Annotated in this window: 20 protein-coding genes; 12 read left to right on the forward strand and 8 right to left on the reverse strand. The window is 43.2% G+C overall.

Annotated features, from left to right (window positions below):
- Window positions 1–228 precede the first annotated feature (228 nt).
- Both AC1P5O_RS14035 and AC1P5O_RS14040 read left to right on the forward strand, forming a co-directional pair.
- Window positions 229–447, forward strand: a complete 219-nt coding sequence (locus tag AC1P5O_RS14035) for a hypothetical protein (protein WP_499006201.1) — start codon at window positions 229–231, stop codon at window positions 445–447.
- A gap of 84 nt (window positions 448–531) precedes the next feature.
- A complete protein-coding gene (locus AC1P5O_RS14040; RefSeq protein WP_004732224.1) occupies window positions 532–1,206 on the forward strand; it encodes a hypothetical protein in 675 nt (224 codons plus the stop codon).
- Window positions 1,207–1,521: 315 nt separating this feature from the next.
- Here AC1P5O_RS14040 and AC1P5O_RS14045 read toward each other — a convergent pair whose 3' ends face one another.
- From AC1P5O_RS14045 to AC1P5O_RS14055, 3 genes are all read right to left on the reverse strand, one after another.
- Window positions 1,522–2,097 (reverse strand): xanthine phosphoribosyltransferase, encoded by a 576-nt coding sequence (locus tag AC1P5O_RS14045; RefSeq protein WP_004732222.1) that lies wholly within the window; start codon window positions 2,095–2,097, stop codon window positions 1,522–1,524.
- 88 nt (window positions 2,098–2,185) lie between these two features.
- Window positions 2,186–2,899 (reverse strand): DUF3108 domain-containing protein, encoded by a 714-nt coding sequence (locus AC1P5O_RS14050; protein WP_004732221.1) that lies wholly within the window; start codon window positions 2,897–2,899, stop codon window positions 2,186–2,188.
- A 159-nt stretch (window positions 2,900–3,058) separates the two neighbouring features.
- Window positions 3,059–3,745, reverse strand: a complete 687-nt coding sequence (locus AC1P5O_RS14055) for a hypothetical protein (protein WP_004732218.1) — start codon at window positions 3,743–3,745, stop codon at window positions 3,059–3,061.
- A 253-nt stretch (window positions 3,746–3,998) separates the two neighbouring features.
- On the opposite strand from AC1P5O_RS14055, the gene AC1P5O_RS14060 reads away from it, so the two are divergent.
- On the forward strand, window positions 3,999–4,865 hold the full coding sequence (locus AC1P5O_RS14060) for an energy transducer TonB (protein WP_034618756.1): 867 nt from the start codon (window positions 3,999–4,001) through the stop codon (window positions 4,863–4,865).
- A gap of 183 nt (window positions 4,866–5,048) precedes the next feature.
- Here the strand turns inward: AC1P5O_RS14060 and ybeY are convergent, their stop codons facing one another.
- From ybeY to miaB, 3 genes are all read right to left on the reverse strand, one after another.
- A complete protein-coding gene (gene ybeY / locus AC1P5O_RS14065) occupies window positions 5,049–5,531 on the reverse strand; it encodes an rRNA maturation RNase YbeY (protein ID WP_005265590.1) in 483 nt (160 codons plus the stop codon).
- Between the two features lie 22 nt (window positions 5,532–5,553).
- Entirely contained in the window at window positions 5,554–6,585 is a 1,032-nt protein-coding gene (locus tag AC1P5O_RS14070; RefSeq protein WP_171058360.1) for a PhoH family protein, read from the reverse strand.
- An 82-nt stretch (window positions 6,586–6,667) separates the two neighbouring features.
- Window positions 6,668–8,125 (reverse strand): tRNA (N6-isopentenyl adenosine(37)-C2)-methylthiotransferase MiaB, encoded by a 1,458-nt coding sequence (miaB, locus tag AC1P5O_RS14075; RefSeq protein WP_005265592.1) that lies wholly within the window; start codon window positions 8,123–8,125, stop codon window positions 6,668–6,670.
- 313 nt (window positions 8,126–8,438) lie between these two features.
- Between miaB and AC1P5O_RS14080 the strand changes: the two genes are divergently transcribed.
- The 6 genes from AC1P5O_RS14080 to AC1P5O_RS14105 all read left to right on the forward strand — a co-directional run bounded on the left by AC1P5O_RS14080 (window position 8,439) and on the right by AC1P5O_RS14105 (window position 13,347).
- A complete protein-coding gene (locus AC1P5O_RS14080) occupies window positions 8,439–10,394 on the forward strand; it encodes a lytic transglycosylase domain-containing protein (RefSeq protein ID WP_005265593.1) in 1,956 nt (651 codons plus the stop codon).
- 32 nt (window positions 10,395–10,426) lie between these two features.
- Window positions 10,427–11,065: a ribonuclease T2 family protein gene (locus tag AC1P5O_RS14085; RefSeq protein WP_121980169.1), complete on the forward strand. Its 639-nt coding sequence runs from the start codon at window positions 10,427–10,429 to the stop codon at window positions 11,063–11,065.
- Between the two features lie 167 nt (window positions 11,066–11,232).
- Complete coding sequence (locus AC1P5O_RS14090) at window positions 11,233–12,219, forward strand: malate dehydrogenase (RefSeq protein ID WP_004645103.1); 987 nt, start codon at window positions 11,233–11,235, stop codon at window positions 12,217–12,219.
- 170 nt (window positions 12,220–12,389) lie between these two features.
- Window positions 12,390–12,668: a DUF2789 family protein gene (locus tag AC1P5O_RS14095; protein WP_004645104.1), complete on the forward strand. Its 279-nt coding sequence runs from the start codon at window positions 12,390–12,392 to the stop codon at window positions 12,666–12,668.
- A 51-nt stretch (window positions 12,669–12,719) separates the two neighbouring features.
- Window positions 12,720–12,974, forward strand: coding sequence for a DUF2789 family protein (locus tag AC1P5O_RS14100; protein ID WP_004732206.1), 255 nt, complete (start codon window positions 12,720–12,722; stop codon window positions 12,972–12,974).
- Between the two features lie 115 nt (window positions 12,975–13,089).
- Entirely contained in the window at window positions 13,090–13,347 is a 258-nt protein-coding gene (locus AC1P5O_RS14105; protein ID WP_004732204.1) for a DUF2789 family protein, read from the forward strand.
- 92 nt (window positions 13,348–13,439) lie between these two features.
- On the opposite strand, the gene AC1P5O_RS14110 is transcribed toward AC1P5O_RS14105, so the two are convergent.
- Both AC1P5O_RS14110 and AC1P5O_RS14115 read right to left on the reverse strand, forming a co-directional pair.
- Window positions 13,440–13,967 carry a hypothetical protein gene (locus tag AC1P5O_RS14110; RefSeq protein WP_004732201.1) on the reverse strand — a complete coding sequence of 176 codons (528 nt, stop codon included), beginning with the start codon at window positions 13,965–13,967 and terminating at the stop codon, window positions 13,440–13,442.
- A gap of 70 nt (window positions 13,968–14,037) precedes the next feature.
- Window positions 14,038–14,640: a 2OG-Fe(II) oxygenase gene (locus AC1P5O_RS14115; protein WP_004732199.1), complete on the reverse strand. Its 603-nt coding sequence runs from the start codon at window positions 14,638–14,640 to the stop codon at window positions 14,038–14,040.
- Window positions 14,641–14,757: 117 nt separating this feature from the next.
- On the opposite strand from AC1P5O_RS14115, the gene AC1P5O_RS14120 reads away from it, so the two are divergent.
- From AC1P5O_RS14120 to AC1P5O_RS14130, 3 genes are read left to right on the forward strand one after another with little or no spacing between them, the layout of a single operon-like run.
- A complete protein-coding gene (locus AC1P5O_RS14120) occupies window positions 14,758–15,615 on the forward strand; it encodes a 23S rRNA (adenine(2030)-N(6))-methyltransferase RlmJ (RefSeq protein ID WP_004732197.1) in 858 nt (285 codons plus the stop codon).
- A gap of 38 nt (window positions 15,616–15,653) precedes the next feature.
- Window positions 15,654–16,475 (forward strand): CDP-diacylglycerol--serine O-phosphatidyltransferase, encoded by an 822-nt coding sequence (pssA, locus tag AC1P5O_RS14125; RefSeq protein ID WP_004732196.1) that lies wholly within the window; start codon window positions 15,654–15,656, stop codon window positions 16,473–16,475.
- An 18-nt stretch (window positions 16,476–16,493) separates the two neighbouring features.
- Complete coding sequence (locus tag AC1P5O_RS14130; RefSeq protein WP_004732193.1) at window positions 16,494–17,573, forward strand: DUF6670 family protein; 1,080 nt, start codon at window positions 16,494–16,496, stop codon at window positions 17,571–17,573.
- Window positions 17,574–17,957 lie beyond the last annotated feature (384 nt).

Raw genomic sequence — 17,957 nt, forward strand, 5'->3', positions numbered from 1 at the left:
AGTATTTGGATTGTCACTGCTTGCTCCAAAGTTAACATATTGAGCAGTCCAAAATGACCGCTATATTAACCAAGGGGGTCAGTTTTTAAATGCCATTAGGGGGTCATTTTTACACTGCCGCTAACACAGGAGTCAGTCTCAAGCCAGGCAGACTCATCCAATGAAAAAAATAAGTCAACCAACTCCCCGAGTAAAGATACAAAACCGCCTAAACAGAAAGAGTCCGAGGTGATTCAAAACCCTGAAGCAGAGCCTGAAATGAGTAAACAGGACTTGATTAAATATATCAGCAAGAAGCAGCGTCAACCTTCTTCAAATGAAAAGAATGAAGAAAAAGATACTCAAGAAGAAGCTGCTAAAGAACAAGAAGATGAAAAAACCACAACGCTATGGGAGGTTAATCCTGATGTGGTCGAAAATTACTGGTCTAGCACCCAACGTGATTAAGAATATTTAAAAATGGGCTCGCTCCCATTATAAGAAGGAGTACTTAGCGAGAGGTACTTCAAAACAAAAGTAGGAAGAACAACGATGAAAAATACGATCAAAACAATCGCTTTATCCGTCGCCTTTCTGTCTAGCGCAGGTATGGCATACGCCCAAGATGGTGAAACACCTACTGATGTCACCGTAGATACAGGCTTACAAGCTACCCTGGATTCTATTTCTCAGCAGGTTGAAAATGGTTCTGCTTTGAATCTTGCTGTGAATACAGGTGATGTTGATGCAAGTGTCGATTTAGAAGCAATTGCAGAAGCTACAAGAGAAGCACCAGACGCCATTAGTTCAATTGAAGGTACAATTGAAACTACTGCGATTGGTGCCGCGAATACAGGTAGTATCAGTATTGAGCAGGGTAGCTACAATAAGGTGGTATCAGACATATCAGATGCAACGGATAACTACGACTACAGTGTAGTAACGAGTGCAACTAATAATTCTGAAACTCTAGAGGAGCTATCAGAGGTTGCGGATAGTTCAGATATCTCGGAAGTTGCGAGTTCAACACTAAGTACTGACTATAGTGAGGAAATCAATGAAACCTTAAGCAATTATAGTGTAGCGAACATTGCTTATAATGCGGGTGCTATTGATGCATCTGTCAGTGCCATTGCAGAAGGAACTCAAACTGCTATTAACAACAGCATCACAACTACCGCTATCGGTGCTGTGAATAGCGGTAGTATCACTGTGACTGTTAAATAAACTCTTTTTTCGAGGTGAACATAGGCCTAACTATTGGCAGATAGTTAGGCCTCTTTATTTTATAATAACATCCACATAAATTGTTGTTTATTCATCGGATAAAAAAGTACTTATTTGTTTGACACTCTCTATTTCAGAAATTGAATAGTCTGGAGCTTAAGATTAAATCATTTATCTAGGATCAAATCTGGAAGAATAAATAAGAACTTAGGCTGAGCTATAGTTGAGCTTTGAATATTTTAAATTTATATCATCAGAAAAACGCAATAAAAAAAGAGCGCATCAGCGCTCTTTTAAAATTTATTGGCGAGTTTCTTAGTCGCGAACAAACTCAACAGTGCCATTTGTCAAAGACTTTACGCGTGCCAGTGATTCAACACGATAGCCTTTTTCAAGCAGCAGATCACGACCTGGCTGGAATGATTTTTCAATCACAATGCCAATACCGACTACTTCTGCATTTGCCTGATGAATCAGGTCTGCAAGACCTAAAGCTGCTTGACCATTAGCCAAGAAATCATCGATCACTAAAACCTTATCGGTTGAGCTGATGTGTTTATTTGAAATCGCGATTGTGCTTTCAGTTTGTTTAGTAAATGAAAAGACTTTAGAGCGATATAAATCATCTTTCAGGGTCAGAGACTGGTATTTACGTGCAAAGATCACAGGTACGCCAAGCTCTAGGCCGGCCATTACTGCAGGTGCGATACCTGATGCTTCAATCGTAATAATTTTGGTAATACCAGCATCCTTAAACAGACGCGCAAATTCTTGACCAATCAGTTGCATCATGACTGGATCAATCTGATGGTTTAAGAAAGAATCTACTTTCAAAACTTCTTCAGAGAGAACGATGCCTTCAGCCAAGATTTTCTGTTCTAGTGCATGCACGGGAGAATCCTCAAGAGCAGGTGCTTTTTCAAGCAAAAGCGTATTGTAAAAAGCACCCGGAAAAAATCAAGTGAAATTCGCCAAAAACTTAGTTGCTTGCACCTTTATAGTCAGTTAACAGTAAACCATAGGAGGTTTTCTTGTCGACATGCGAAACTTTGACTGGAAGATAGTCAAGTTTTGGTGCCAGCCAGAAAATGGTTTCACGACCTGGTTTGCTATGTTTCATCACCACTTTAATGGTATTAAAAGATCCGTATTTGGTACTTATAGTCTCTGAACCCTGTTTGACAAACTTACGGCCTTCAATTTCTTTGGCATCAGCGATATAGTAATTTGTTTTCAGGCCTGAATTTTTTAAGTCTTCACGAATTTGCAATTCTGCATTCAACTCATCCAGAACATCTGCTCTCCAGGCAAAAGAACGTTTTTCATCGTCTTTCTTGGTACTGATAGTTTTGCTGGAAGGATTAAAATTAATACTCATGGTGTTGTTATGCACCAGTACTTTACTGCTGCGACTGAAACTGCTTGATCCGATCTTGCCATTATTAAAAGTAAAGCGGCTGGTTTCGGTTGCAGAGGCAATACCCCCGGCTTTTGCAGCAAAGACATAAGTCCAGTTATTGCCAGATTTGCTTAAAGTCCGCGTTGCAGAACCCATATTCTTGCCATTATAGCTAAATTGATAACTGGCCTGGAAAGGAGTCATGGCAAAAGCTTGGCTAGAAATACCAGTGAACAGTATCGCGCTGCTCAGACCCGTGGTCATCGCTAAAGTTTTGAATACAGTCTTCGCCATCAGTTATTTTCCTATATTGATTCAACGGGCAAAACATATCACTTATTGCACCCTTTATTATTTGGGCAAAATATGGAAATTGAAGGGATATTTCTGCCAAAAATGTATATTTCATGTAGTTTTATGGAACTTTTGTTCAAAAACTACGTTCGGCATGATTTAAGAAGGATCTTTCTGTTTGATGGGGGTGACCCGGTTGTCATCCATCTCGTCTTCATCCCAGTTCTCCTCCTGATCTTGGGAGAGTTTTCTAAACAGGGCGGCCAGATTGACGTTGCCAATCACCACCAGTTCGGCTTCACGAAGTACTGCGTGATTCACATGAACTTTGCCCAAGGTATCAATGACAGATCGGCTTTTACCTAACCAGCGATTTAAATCCAGATAGAGCAAGTCATCGATGACTTTAATCACGCCCAGTTTTTCCAGAATCATTCCCAACGGATCTTTATGTAAGATACGTTGATAGAAGAACAAGCCAAAACGCACGCCCAGTTTATACAGCATATTTGGATATTTGGCTTCAATCAGCTGAGTATCACTAATTTGCTCGAACACGATCAACTGGGTAGTTTTATTCAGTTCCATCTGTACCAGTTTCAAATCAACCGATAAAGTGACAATCAAGCCTTTATAATCTAGTGTTGCATATAAACGCAGCCAGTCTTCATGTAAATCTGCATGTAAATCTTTCAATGCATCGACATTGTCTGTGACAAAGCGCTGAAAGGTTGCATTCAGGAAGACTTGCGATAAGGGGAATTCACGCTCATCTTCAATAAATCCTTCCGCCCTCTGATACACTTGGCGGATTCGGTTGGAAATATTGGAAATTAGCGTTTGCATACTGAAGCGTCCTGGCAACTTTATTTTTGACTCGGGATGTATCTTGTCGAATTGTATGAAAAATACAAGCGTTCATGCTTGAAGTTTAGCAAAATAAATAGCACCATTTTTATAGTTTTAGTTATGTAACGTTGAAGATTTGATGGATTTGGCATTTTAAAAAGATAAATGACGAATCCGTTTATTTTAAATCTTTCAAATACTTTTTGGGGAGCTGAACTCATTATTGAGTTTGGGCGAATGTGAAAAAACGATGATACTCATGCCTCTGGTCAGAACTTGGTGGAAAGATCCAGTGTTTAGCAGTGCGGTGCTTGCCGCAGGCATTCTGCATTTGATCGTGCTAACTCTGGAATTTGGTATGCCGCAAGATCGGGATACCAGTACCAAAGAAATCGCAGTCAGTTTGCGACAGACTGATGAAAAAATTGAGCATGCCGATTTTTTGGCTCAAACGGACCAGCAGGGTTCCGGCCAGTTTAGAGAGGCGCATCGCATGTCGAGTGATATGCCATCGCCGTTAATGGAGCAACATGCAGGCGAAGAACTGCAAGAAAGTCTGGATATGCTGCAACAGCAACAGGAACTCAGTTTTGAAGAAAAAGTCCTGATGACCACCTTGAGCTGGCAAAAGCAGGCGGAAGAAAATCAGCGTAAAAAAATGCAGGAGCAATTACAGAGCCAGTTTCAGGCCAAAGCGGCCATGGTCGCCAGTCTGGAAGCGCAATATTTACAGCGTCAGCAAAATTTCAGTCGTCAGCAAAAAATTAAGACTGTGGATGGTATTCAGTCCAAGCAGGATGTTTCGGCCGCATATCTGGAAAAGTTCCGTGAAAAAGTGGAATTTTATGGGAACCGCTACTATCCGGAAGCAGCTAAGCAGCAGAATCTGGCAGGGGAAGTACGGCTGATGGTGATCCTGAACCAGAATGGCGGAATTCGTGCCATTCGGCTGATTGACAGTTCAGGACATGCCATGCTGGACGAAGCAGCCAAATCTTCCGTGCGTAAGGCAGCACCATTTGGTGCTTTCGACAGTAAAATGAAAGAAATTTCCGAGCTGCGGGTGATTCGTACCTGGCGATTTGATCCGGCTGAAGCAGAGTTTGAAGTGCGTTAAAATTGATATTTACCAAGACCTCTCCCTAACCCACTCCTAATAAGGAGAGGGAACTATATCTATAATGTTTAACAATCATAGGATTCTAATGAATGTTCTCCCTCCCTCTGGGAGGGAGTTAGAGGGAGGGCAACTTTGAATAAAAAAAGCGAGCCTTGGCCCGCTTTTTTTAATGAAAGAATTTTAGTTCTGTTCCAGATAAGGATTTTCAAAACCTAGCTTGGCCAGAATCTCAATTTCAATGCTTTCCATTTCTTCTGCATCTTCATCTGAAGTTTCATGATCATAGCCCATTAGGTGCAAGGTGCCATGAACCAGCATATGGGTAAAGTGAGTCAAAGGCGCTTTGCCCTGTTCATTCGCTTCACGTAATACCACCGGAATACAGATCACCAGATCACCAATGGGAAATGCATCCAGAAACTGCGCCATTTCATCTGGAAGTTCACTCGGGAAAGACAGGACATTGGTCGGTTTGTCTTTGCCGCGATATTCCAGATTCAGTTTATGACTTTCGTCATTGTCGACACAGGCAATTCCGATTTCGCAATCACTTTGAGTGCCGATATGACGTAAAGTGGTTTCTACAACTTTTTTAATATAGGCACGTTTCAGCACCAGTTCAGGCGACTGAAAGTCCTGTTGTAAGGAAAGACTAAGTTTCAACACAAATCCTTAAGTTTAAAGCTTAATGCTGTGCATCTGCAGCAGCATCATTTTCAGCGATCAAGGCATCCTGACGTGCTTTTCGTTCGGCACGTGCTTCAGCACTTAAGCGCTGCTGTTCACTGTCCCAGCCTTCATAGGCTTCGACAATTTTCTGTACCAGCTGATGACGTACCACATCACGCGAATGAAAACGGGTGATATGAATTTCAGGAATTTTATCAATCACGCGCAAAGCATGTGACAGGCCGGATTGCTGACCTCGCGGTAAATCTACCTGAGTTACGTCGCCAGTAATCACCGCTCGTGAGCCAAAACCTAAACGGGTCAGGAACATTTTCATCTGTTCTGGGGTGGTGTTCTGCGCTTCATCCAGAATCACGAAAGAATGATTTAGGGTACGGCCACGCATATAAGCAAGCGGAGCGACTTCAATCACTTGACGTTCGATCAGCTTGGCCACTTTTTCAAAGCCGAGCATTTCATACAGCGCGTCATACAAGGGACGTAAGTACGGATCAATTTTCTGGGTTAAATCCCCCGGCAGGAAACCGAGTTTTTCACCGGCTTCAACCGCAGGACGAACCAGCAGAATACGCTGGATTTCATTGCGCTCCAGCATGTCGACTGCAGCCGCAACGGCGAGATAGGTTTTACCTGTTCCGGCAGGGCCAATACCAAAAGAAATATCACTTTGCAGAATGCGCTGTACATAGCGTTTCTGGTTAGCACCACGCGGATTGATCCGACCCTTACGGGTTTGCAGCCAGACATTGTCCAGCCCCGTATGTTCCTGATCGTCCAGATCTTGCTGAAGTTCACGGTCAGTCTGGCTACCCTGAATCATCAGATGTAAAGTATCTGCACTAATCTGCTGACTATGTTCAGATTCTTCATGAAGACGTTGTAAGAGCATTTCGGCTCTCTCAACGGCATCGATTCCACCATCAATAATAAAACTTTCTCCGCGATGGGAGATTTTGACGTCTAAACGTTGTTCAATTTGCTTCAAATGGCCGTTATAGGCACCTAACATGGCTTGTATACGGTCCATCGAAATTCCAGGAAAAGCTACTGTACGTCGAATCGCTGCAGTCAAGAGTGTTCCTTATGAAGTGTGCGTTATATGCTCTACATTACGCCACGTCAGGCTCAAGATTCAAGAGCTCACCGTAAACTAAATTCAAAGTTTTAATTTCGGTAATTTCAATCTCGGCAAAGCGGCCTACCCAGGCAGGGTCACCAATAAAGTTAACATAACGGGTATTGTCCGCCGTACCAACCAGAATATTCGGATCTTTATCAGAAACTTTTTCGATCAGTACACGCTGGATAGTCCCAAGCATGGCATCCGTCTTGTCAATGCTTGAACGCTTAATCCATTGCTGAACTTTGGCCAGACGTTCTTTTTTCACATCTTCAGAAATCGTATCTTCCAGTTCTGCCGCAGGCGTACCCGGACGTTTTGAATAGATGAAACTATAAGAATGGTCGAAGTCTAAATCCTGAATAAACTGATAAGTTTCTTCGAAATTCTCATCAGTTTCACCCGGGAAACCAATGATAAAGTCTGAAGATAGGTGCATGTCAGGGCGAACTGCACGTAATTTTTTGATTTTCTCGATGTAAACATCAATCGTATGGTTGCGCTTCATGGCTTGCAACACATCATTGGAACCGCTTTGTACCGGCAAATGCAGATGTGAAACCATTTGTGGTAGGTCACGATAACACTGGATCAGGTCGTCATTAAATTCCAGCGGATGCGAGGTGGTATAACGAATCCGGCCAATACCCGGAATATCCGCAACCAAACGTAACAGATCGGCAAAGGTACAGATATTGCCTTCAAAAGTTTCACCACGGTAGCCATTTACGTTCTGACCCAAAAGTGAAATTTCACGCACGCCTTTTTCTGCCAAACCCGCAATTTCTGCGAGGACATCATCCAGTGGACGGGACACTTCTTCACCACGCGTATAAGGCACCACACAGAAAGAACAGTATTTAGAACAGCCTTCCATAATCGAAACAAAGGCTTTATAGCCTTCAACACGCGGTTCAGGCAGGAAGTCGAATTTCTCGATGTCCGGGAAGGAAATATCCACCAGTTTGATTTTTTCTTTTTTCGGCTTTTCGATCTGCTCAAAATGCTGATCCAGCATTTGCGGCAAACGGTGCAGGGTTTGCGGGCCAAAGATCATGTCGACATAATTGGCACGTTTCTGGATGTTGTCGCCTTCCTGAGACGCTACACAACCACCGACACCAATAATCAGGTCAGGATTTTTATCCTTTAGTTTGCGCCAGCGGCCCAGCTCGGAGAATACTTTCTCCTGTGCCTTTTCACGGATCGAGCAGGTATTCATCAGCAGAATATCGGCATCTTTAGGATCGGTGGTCAGCACATAGCCATGAGAATCGCCTAACAGGTCTGCCATACGGTGACTGTCGTACTCATTCATCTGACACCCTTGCGTTTCGATGTACAGTTTTTTGACTGAAGCATCGCTGGCTGGGGTATGCGCTGGCTGGGTAACAGTGTTTTCTGAGGCAGCTGGGGCACCATTCGGAATGAAGGTTTGAACCGTCATGTAGGCTCCTACAAGGTAATACGTTGAAAGAGTGAACGAATAGCCTGATTGATGCATCAAACAGGTGAATAAAAATTCAATTCACGGACTGAAATCTTGGAAAGGCGCATATTTTAGCAGGAAAGTCGCTTAAACTTATAGCCCAAATTAACTGTGGAAAAATATTGATTTGTGGGCAAAAATTGTCTGTAGATTAATATTGCTTAATCATAAGGTTACATAACTGAACAATAGAGTGGGTTATAATCTTCAAACTAGCTCTTATTATATGCAACATGGGCTAAGCACAAAATCGATGATAGAAGGCAAAGGGATGTTGAAACACACTAAAACTATGTATAAATACTATAAATTAATTACTTTAAGTGTGGCATGTATCTGTTCAGCGAGTACACAGGCAGCAGAAGAACAATTTAATGATGCCTTGCGTGCAGCCAATGCAGGTAATACTGAACTGTTACAGCAATATCGTCTGTCTATGCAGAATGATGCCTTGGGCTATTATCCGGAATACTGGATTTTAAACCAGAATCTTGCCATGCAGCCTGTCAGCCAGATTATCAGCTTTGCCCAGCGTTACCCTCAATCTGCTATGGCTGAAAAGCTGGCAGCAGACTATGTCGAAGAAAAAGTAAAAATGGCAGACTTTAGCACTGCCCAACCGGTATTGCCTTATGTGACCAATGCCGATCCTGCCGAAGCCTGTGCAGTGGCACAAGTGCGCGCCAAAGCTGGCGATGAACTGGTCTATGCCGAGTTTAAAGAAGTCTGGTTAACCACCAATAGCCAGCCTGATTCTTGTACTGGTCTAGGTCGGATGATGCTATCCAGTCCACTCATGACCTCAGAAGACCGTCAGCAGCGACTCTGGGGGCAACTTCGTGCCGGACAGTCAGGTCAGGCCATTGCGACAGCGCAAGGCATTGGTCTAAATCTGTCTCTGGCACAACTGAATTCGATTCAGGCCAATCCCACCAATTATTTGTGGTCTGCGGCTAAAAGTACTGCGGCAGAGCATGCCTATCTGATTTATGCGCTGGGACGTCTGGCCGATAGCGATTTGGACTCAGCGTTGTCTATTGTCAAACGGACTGCCGAAGGTACACCGGTACAGGTACAACGCGCCTTATATCGTGCTGTCGGTTATATCGGTGGTACTACAGTCATGAAAAACAACTTCAATCGGGAAGTGTTGAATGCGCTAGATGTCAGCTATGGCCTGCCATTTAGCCCGGAAGAAGCCGAGATTTATGCACGTCAGGCAATTCGTTTTAGTGCCTGGGAAAGCCTGATTCGTGCCATTGATAGCATGAGTGTTAACCAAAAGCAGGAAGACCGTTGGCAATATTGGCTGGCGCGTGCCAGCGAACAACGTACTGATCGTGCTTCCAAACAGGCAGCAGAAAGTATTTATCGTAAGCTGGCGACCGGAGATGACTATCACAATCTTCTGGCACGCGACAAGCTGGGGCAGGTGACTGCGAGTACACCAAATCCAGCGCAGCCATCCAATCAGGCTATGCAGCGCTTGAATCAGGATATTCATTTCCGCCGTGCTTTCACCTTACGTAATATCAGCGCCCCGGAGAACTATATTAACCGGGAATGGAACTGGGCAGTGCGTCAGGCTTATCTAAAGAAGGATGATGACCTGTTGCTGGCCGCGGCAAAACGTGCCATGGATATGGGCTGGTATGATCGTGCCATTTATGCCGCTGACCGTACCGCGAACAAACATAATTATAACTATCGTTATCCAATGCCACATCAGAATTACGTGGTCAGCCATAGTCGCAATGCGGGGGTTGATCCGGCCTGGGCCTATGGTTTGATGCGTCAGGAAAGCCGTTTCAATACGGTGGCACGTTCACATGTCGGGGCGGGTGGTCTGATGCAGATTATGCCGGATACGGCCAAGCTGGTGGCGCGTCAAATGGGTGAGGCTTATAACCCGGCGGCACTCACCGATATGAATACCAATATTCGCTATGGAACATTCTATTTATCTACGATTCAGCGTCAGCTTAGCGATAGTCCGGTGCTGGCAACAGCAGGCTATAATGCCGGTCCAAACCGTGCCCGCCGCTGGCAGCCGGAATTTCAGGGGATTGCCGCAGATCAATATACTGAAAGTATTCCTTTACTCGAAACCCGAGATTATGTGAAACATGTCATGACCAATGCCACGCATTACGGTATCTTGTTAGGACAGGGGGCACAGTCAGTGGGTAAACGCATGCAACTGATACCATTACGTAATACACAATAAAATTAAAATTATTGGGGGATGGTAATTTATTCATGAAAATAATGAAGGATCGTCGAGTCTGGGCTGGATCGGTTACGCTTGTGGTTTTGGCCAGTAGTCCGGCAGCGTTTGCTACGCCGACAGACTATGTCATGGATGTACAAATGGTCCCGGCCCTATGTAGCCTGTACCCTGAATATGCCAAGAAACGAAAATGTCTGGAAGGTTATTCGCTGAATATCTCCGGCTTATATCCTCAGACCACATCACAAAATTGTACGACCAATAGCTCTGCGAAACTGTCACCACTGCAGTCCAATGTAGTGGCCAGGATCATGCCGGATGACAATACCCGGACAATTTTATGGCGCAATATCGGTGGCTGCGTGCCGATGAATGCCAGTCAGTATTTCCGGACGATTATCAATTATGCAGATCGTCTCAAAGTGCCTGCGGAACTGACGGAACAGGAAAATATCACGATTTCTGTCGATACATTGCGGGCCAAATTCCTGAAAATTAATCCACAATTACCGGGCAATGCCTTGCGATTCAACTGCCAGCAGACCCAGTCAGCCAGCGTACTTACCTCGATCAAGGTCTGTTATCGCCCCAATGGCAATTACAAATCCTGTCCTGCCAACATTATTAATACATGCCCAAAAACTGTCACAATAAAAGGAACATACTGAGCTTTTTTGCCGATTTAATTTATATTTCCTATCAGACTTTAGGTGAAATCCGTCCTCTTTTATATGCATCTGACAAAGGATTGGAGTACAATCTTTCGCGTTTACGATTATTAGATTAAATACTAACTATTTAATCGCATTGAATATCCTCAATTGGAGATAATTAGATGAAGCAAGCAGTTCGTGTTGCCGTTACTGGCGCTGCAGGTCAAATTGGTTACAGCCTATTATTCCGTATCGCAAGCGGCGAAATGCTAGGTAAAGATCAACCAGTGATTTTGCAATTGCTCGAAGTTCCTTTTGAGAAAGCTCAACAAGCGCTTAAAGGCGTAATGATGGAGCTTCAAGATTGTGCATTCCCATTACTAGAAGACATGATCGGTACTGATGATCCTAAAGTTGCATTCAAAGATGCTGACTACGCGCTTCTAGTTGGTTCACGTCCACGTGGTCCAGGTATGGAACGTGCTGACCTGCTTAAAGTGAACGGTGAAATCTTCATCGGTCAAGGTCAAGCATTGAACGAAGTGGCGAGCCGTGACGTTAAAGTTCTAGTTGTTGGTAACCCTGCAAACACGAATGCTTACATCGCAATGAAATCTGCTCCAGATCTTCCAGCGAAAAACTTCACTGCAATGTTACGTCTTGACCACAACCGTGCTGCATCTCAAATTGCTGCTAAAACTGGTAAAGCGGTTAAAGACATCAAAAATCTTACAGTTTGGGGTAACCACTCTCCAACCATGTATGCTGACTACCGTTTTGCAACAATTAACGGCGAAAGCGTTAAAGACATGATCAACGACCAAGAATGGAATGCAAATACATTCCTTCCGACTGTTGGTAAACGTGGTGCTGCGATCATCGAAGCACGTGGTTTGTCTTCTGCTGCTTCTGCTGCTAACGCTGCAATCGACCATATGCGCGATTGGGCTCTTGGCACAAACGGCGAATGGGTAACGATGGGTATTCCTTCTGACGGTTCTTACGGTATCCCTGAAGGCGTAATGTTCGGTTTCCCTGTAACGACTGAAAACGGTGAATACAAAATCGTTCAAGGTCTAGAAATCGACGAATTCAGTCAAGAGCGTATCAACTTCACGTTGAACGAACTTGAAGAAGAGCGCGCAGCAATTGCTGACATGCTTAAATAATTTAATCTTCTTAGATTAAGTTGAAAAAAGCACTCCATTTGGGGTGCTTTTTTTATGCCATTCACTTTAATCAACAAAAAATAACAAGCTGTGAAGGAGAGACAACTGAGTTTTCGCTATGAGCCCTCTAAGGTAGAGACAAGATTATAGATAAAAAGATGGAGGTTCAGATGTTAGAGCAACGCGCCACCTTCGAACTTTTCTTTGAACAATTGGGTCTGGATTCGAGTCCGGAAGCGATTGACGAGTTTATTAGCACGCATCAAATTGGTATGGATGTGCCACTGCATAAAGCTCCTTTTTGGAGTAAATCACAGCATGACTTTCTGATCAGTCACTGGAAGAAAGATGATGACTGGGCCATTTTTGTCGATGTGTTAAATGAACAATTACATATTGAGGCAGAGGGTTCAGGTTCCTGTGACATACCCAGCCATAAATCAACCTAAGAATTCGAATCTCAACACGCTCATAATTTAACGCTACGATGGAGTCTATTTATGCTTACGGAACAACAGTTAACTTTAGAATTATTATTTGAACAATTGGGTTTGCCTTCTGATGAAGCCTCAATTACTCAGTTTACCGATACCCATCAATTACCATCTGAAGTCGCATTGCCAGATGCCGAATTCTGGAGTGAGGGGCAAAGTGCCTTCTTGCGTGAACACTGGCACCAAGATGATGAATGGATTGTCATTATTGACAAGTTAAATCAGCTTTTACATGTGGAAAGCGACAAGCAAAGCTCTTAAATGCATTCATACAAAAAGAAACAACAAACCTAGTCAAATGACTAGGTTTTTTTTGCCTTATCTTATAAGTTAGATCTATAAATAATTACAATTTATCTGATATAAGGAGGGCGCGATGCTCGCAAAGAACCAACCATCCTTAGAGCTCTTGTTTTCTCAGCTCGGTCTCGCCAATAGTCCTGCGGCTATTGAATTGTATATACGCACCCATCAACTGCCAGCAGGGCTATCCTTGCACGATGCGCCGTTCTGGAATAAAGCCCAACGTTCTTTATTGATCAGCCATTTGGTACAAGATGATGATTGGGCAATTTGGGTCGATGAACTGAATCAGCAATTGCACATGGACGCTTATAGACGTCAACCTGCTTGATCATTTTTTCCTGAGCCTTTCTAATATTTAGAATAAGACGATATAGCTTGCATTAAAAAAATGCCTCATCTGAGGCGTTTTTGTTCTTTGGCTTAATGCATTTTGCTTTTTAATATTTTGTTAAACCATTCGTGCTGACGATAATCATTAAAAGCGTGATGCTGCTGTAATAATTCCAGCTCAAATTCGGCAGTCATAGTGTATTTACCTAACCAGTGACGGGTCAGGGCCGGCTCATTTTTACTGGCACTGGCATAGGCCAAGAAGAAATAAATATCACCATGTTCATAGCTGGCCATCGGTTTTAGAATTTGCTGGGTAATCAGAGCGAAATGGTGCTCTTTGGTCAGTTCAAAGAACATCATATAGGCCTTGGCCAGATGCAAAGATAGATTGATATACATGCGCAGCGGCATTTCTTCAAATTCTACCCGGCCTTGTTCCAGCAACACTACGGCTTCTTGCAGGAAATGTCGCTGTTCCTGACGCAGTTCACTTAAAGTCACCAGCTGTAAACGAAGATCAGCACGTTCAAGCGTTAATTCTGGCGTATTGCCTTTTAAATACAATTGGTCAGTTTCACCCAGACGTTGAATAATCTGTTTGGTCGTTAATCGCATCAACGCAATCCTCATTTCTCAATAATGGCTATATGAGGCTAAAAATTAAAATTTAAAGCGGCTAGCCGTCTTAGAGTAGTGAGGTATCACTTCTTAGCCAGGCGGTAATGGATAGGCGTTGCTGTTTAGAGATTAAAACTTCATGTAATAAATCGCTCTGGAACAGCGCCATTCGGTTCGGTTTTGGCTGGATAATATGCCACTGGCCATGTTTGTCCTGCAGGCGCAGTTCACCGCCCCAGTCCGCCTGCCATTGTTCATGTAAATAATACACACTGGAAATCATCCGGCCATTTTTATCTTGAGGATTGTCGCGGTGCAGGGCATAGAACTCACCCGCGTGATAGCAAGCGAAATGTGCTTCGACATCTTTGATACCTAAATAAAACGCGCGGTTTAAAATTTGGGAAAATTGTTGAAGGGTTTGGATGTGTAGGTGGGAAATTTGAAATTCAGGTTGTAACCAAAGAATATGATCACTACGGATGTTGTTAACGACACCATTTTGAATGGCTGCATTGCGAAATTTGTTTAAGTGGCTTAAGCATTCTTGACTCACAGCATGTTGATATTCGCTAGAATAAGCATCGTCAACAATACTAAAGCCATGTTGATCTAAATCATCTAAGATTTGATCAACATTCCAATCCCCTGGGATGATAACTGCTTCCATTTTTTCAATTCTCGATAGTGTGGTAAAAAAAGGTCCGCTATTTTAGTGCAATAATCGTTTCTGAACGAAATAGTTTTTCATGTTAAAATAGCAATTGATCTTAGGAATAATTGAAACATGAATTACCGTCACTCTTACCACGCAGGCAACTTTGCCGATGTCATGAAGCACGTTTTATTGCTTCAGTTGTTGACTCGACTGAATGCAAAAGACAAACCTTATCGCTATGTAGATACGCATGGTGGTGCAGGTAAATATGATTTGTCGACTGCCGAAGCGCAAAAATCAGGTGAGTTTTTAAACGGTATTCATCGTCTGGTTAAGCTGGATGATTCAATCAAGCGTAATGCACCTGAAGGCGTACAACAATACTTGAAAATTGTTGAAAACATGCGTGAAAACTTTGGTAAGGGTGCTTATCCGGGTTCACCGTGGTTTGCGCTAGAAGGCATGCGTGAGATTGATAAAGCGACCATTTTTGAAATGCAGCGCGATGTATTTCAGCAACTTCGTCATAATATTTTTGACAAGCGTGCGGGTTTGCATGAGCGTGATGCATACGAAGGTCTTTTAGCAGTCATTCCACCAAAAGAAAAACGTGGCCTGGTGATGATCGATCCGCCATATGAACTGGAACGTAAAGATTTTCCGCAGTTGGTTGAACTGCTGGTTGCCGCGTATAAGAAATGGCCGACAGGTGTATTCGCCGTTTGGTATCCAATTAAAGACCGTGCCATGATCGAACGCTTCGAGAAGAAAATGTTTAAGACCGGTATCCGCCGTCAACTGGTTTGTGAAGTCTGTGTATGGCCGGATGATACCCCAGTAGGCTTGAACGGTTGTGGTTTGCTGGTGATTAACCCACCTTGGAAATTCTCTGAAGATGCAGATGAAGCGTTACAGTGGTTATTCCCGCATCTTCGCATGAGTGAAAATGGTGGTCACGCTGCAGTTCGCTGGTTAGTGGGCGAATAATTTTTTCAAAGATCAGGTCATAGCTAGGATCGACAAGAATGACAAATATAAGCAAACCGGAACGTGACTCTTCAACTGAAGTGCCTTTCGATGGCATCACCTTCGAGGTGGAAGAAGAGGAGCATACCCAGGAAGGGCAAAAAGTTAAGCGTCGAGGCATCTATCTATGGCCGAACCTGATTACAACCGCAGCGTTGTTGTCAGGTTTCTACTCGATTATTGCCAGTATGAATGGTGATTTTCAGCAAGCTATTTATGCGATCTTTATTGCGGCATTACTGGATGGACTAGATGGCCGTGTGGCACGTGCCATTGGTGCACAAAGTCCGTTCGGCGAACAGTTCGATTCCCTTTCTGACATGCTGGCTTTTGGTGTGGCTCCCGCTATTTTGATGTATAGCTGGGGCTTGAGCGATTTGGGTCGTATTGGTCTGGCAGCCTGTTTTGTCTATACCGCATGTGCTGCGTTCCGTCTGGCACGTTTCAATGTGCAGATTGGTGTGGTCGATAAACGTTATTTTATCGGTGTCGCAAGTCCTCTGGCTGCCATCATGATTGTATCATTGGTCTGGGTCGGTCTGGATTTTCCAGAAATCTTTGATATTCGTGAACCTTCTCTTCAGGTCATTAATGCAGTGGTCATTATTGCGGTGGGCTTGTTGATGATTTCCAATATCAAATACTATTCATTTAAAACTGTAGAACGTAAACGGGTTCCATTTTTTGTCCTACCAATTGCCGTATTCGTCTTTGCAGCGATGACTTATAATATTCCTGTCGGCATTCTGGTCATTTCTATTCTCTATGCCTTGTCTGGTTTTATCACCACCTTTATGGCAAAAAGATCGAGTACATTATAAAAAGATAAGGAGTCTGAGATGCGGTTTCTTCAAGATTTTCTAGATCGTTCGAAACAGCTAAATCAGACTCCTGCTGTTTCACAGCACAATCTTGCCTATCATGGGCCAAACCAGAAATATAAAATTATTCATCAGGGTTTGATGATCCCCGGGCTTCCGACACCGCTCTATTATTTAAACTTTCTGAGTATTATCGGGCAACCCAATGCCCCCATGCTGGCAAACCCGAGTGCAATCGAAACCACAGCCCTAGATACCGCCACCGTGATTTGCAGTGCGAGTCCGCATATGGTGGGGCAATTGCATCACTATTCGGTCAAGCAGGACTGTCATTTTAGATCGGGTCTGTTTCAGTTTCTGGATCGGGAGCAATTGAGCGGAAGTTTTCCAAATTTTCGTTTGCAGCGTTCTGACTCGGAACTCAGTTTTGACTTAAATATTCAGACCACTCAGCTGATTTCTCATTTTACCCAAATGCGGTTTTCCTTGGCAGATCACTGGTCTTTGTTATGTCATTGTCAGGGAACGGTGAACTATAAAGCGCAGCAATATGCGATCGATGGTCTTGGAAGCTTTGAATACGCGCGGAGTTTTAACTTTCCTTATTTACCTTTGGTCTTCCTAACTTATCAAATTATTAATCTCAGTGAAAACCGGCAACTGTTGTTGGCGCAAATCCGGGATGGTTTTAATAGCATTGTTCAGTCGCGGATATATCTACGTGATTTAAAAAACATGCGGACCCAAATGTTCGATCGCAAAGTTTATTTTAAAGTTCATCGTGTTTATCCGCGTGTCACTACCCCCAATGGGCAAAGTATGTATTTGCCACGTGAATTTGAATGGTGTTATGAAAATGCAGACGGCACTTGTATCTGGGTGCAAGGCCAAAGTCGCGGAGATTTTAAATTTGGCCTGGCTGCGGGCTATGTGGGAAGTTTTAGTTATCAAGTAAAAATAAATGAACAGACCGAAAATGGGGAGGGGGGCTATTGTGAATACATAGATTGCCGACCTTTACGCTTTCAGGAACAGAATAAAACTGAAAAAAGATTAAGTCATTTATCCAATTCAGTCCCTTTACTGCTCAAGAAATAAATAAAAGCGCGATTTTTGTAGAATAAATAAACAGTCGTGATATTTTTGCTGAATTATTTAAAAATAGGGGTTGTATTGGGTTGGGAATCCTGTAGAATGCACATCCATCGGCGGTGATGAAGATCAAAACTTCTGATAAAACAGTGACTTAGTTAAGATTGACTAAGTTGGGTTTTAGAAAGAAAGTTTAAAAATAGTTTTCATTACTGGTTGACTTTCTAGAGATAGAGAGTAATATAGCCGACCTAGCTTGCTGGTGACGAATTAGCAAGAAGATCATTAAGAGATTATGAAGAACAACTTGTGTGGATTTTTACTGGTTGATCGATCGAAATTATTTTCATTGATTGATGGTAGAAATTACTCGAAGTTTATTTGAGAAAT

The sequence above is a fragment of the Prolinoborus fasciculus genome (genome assembly GCF_056724605.1).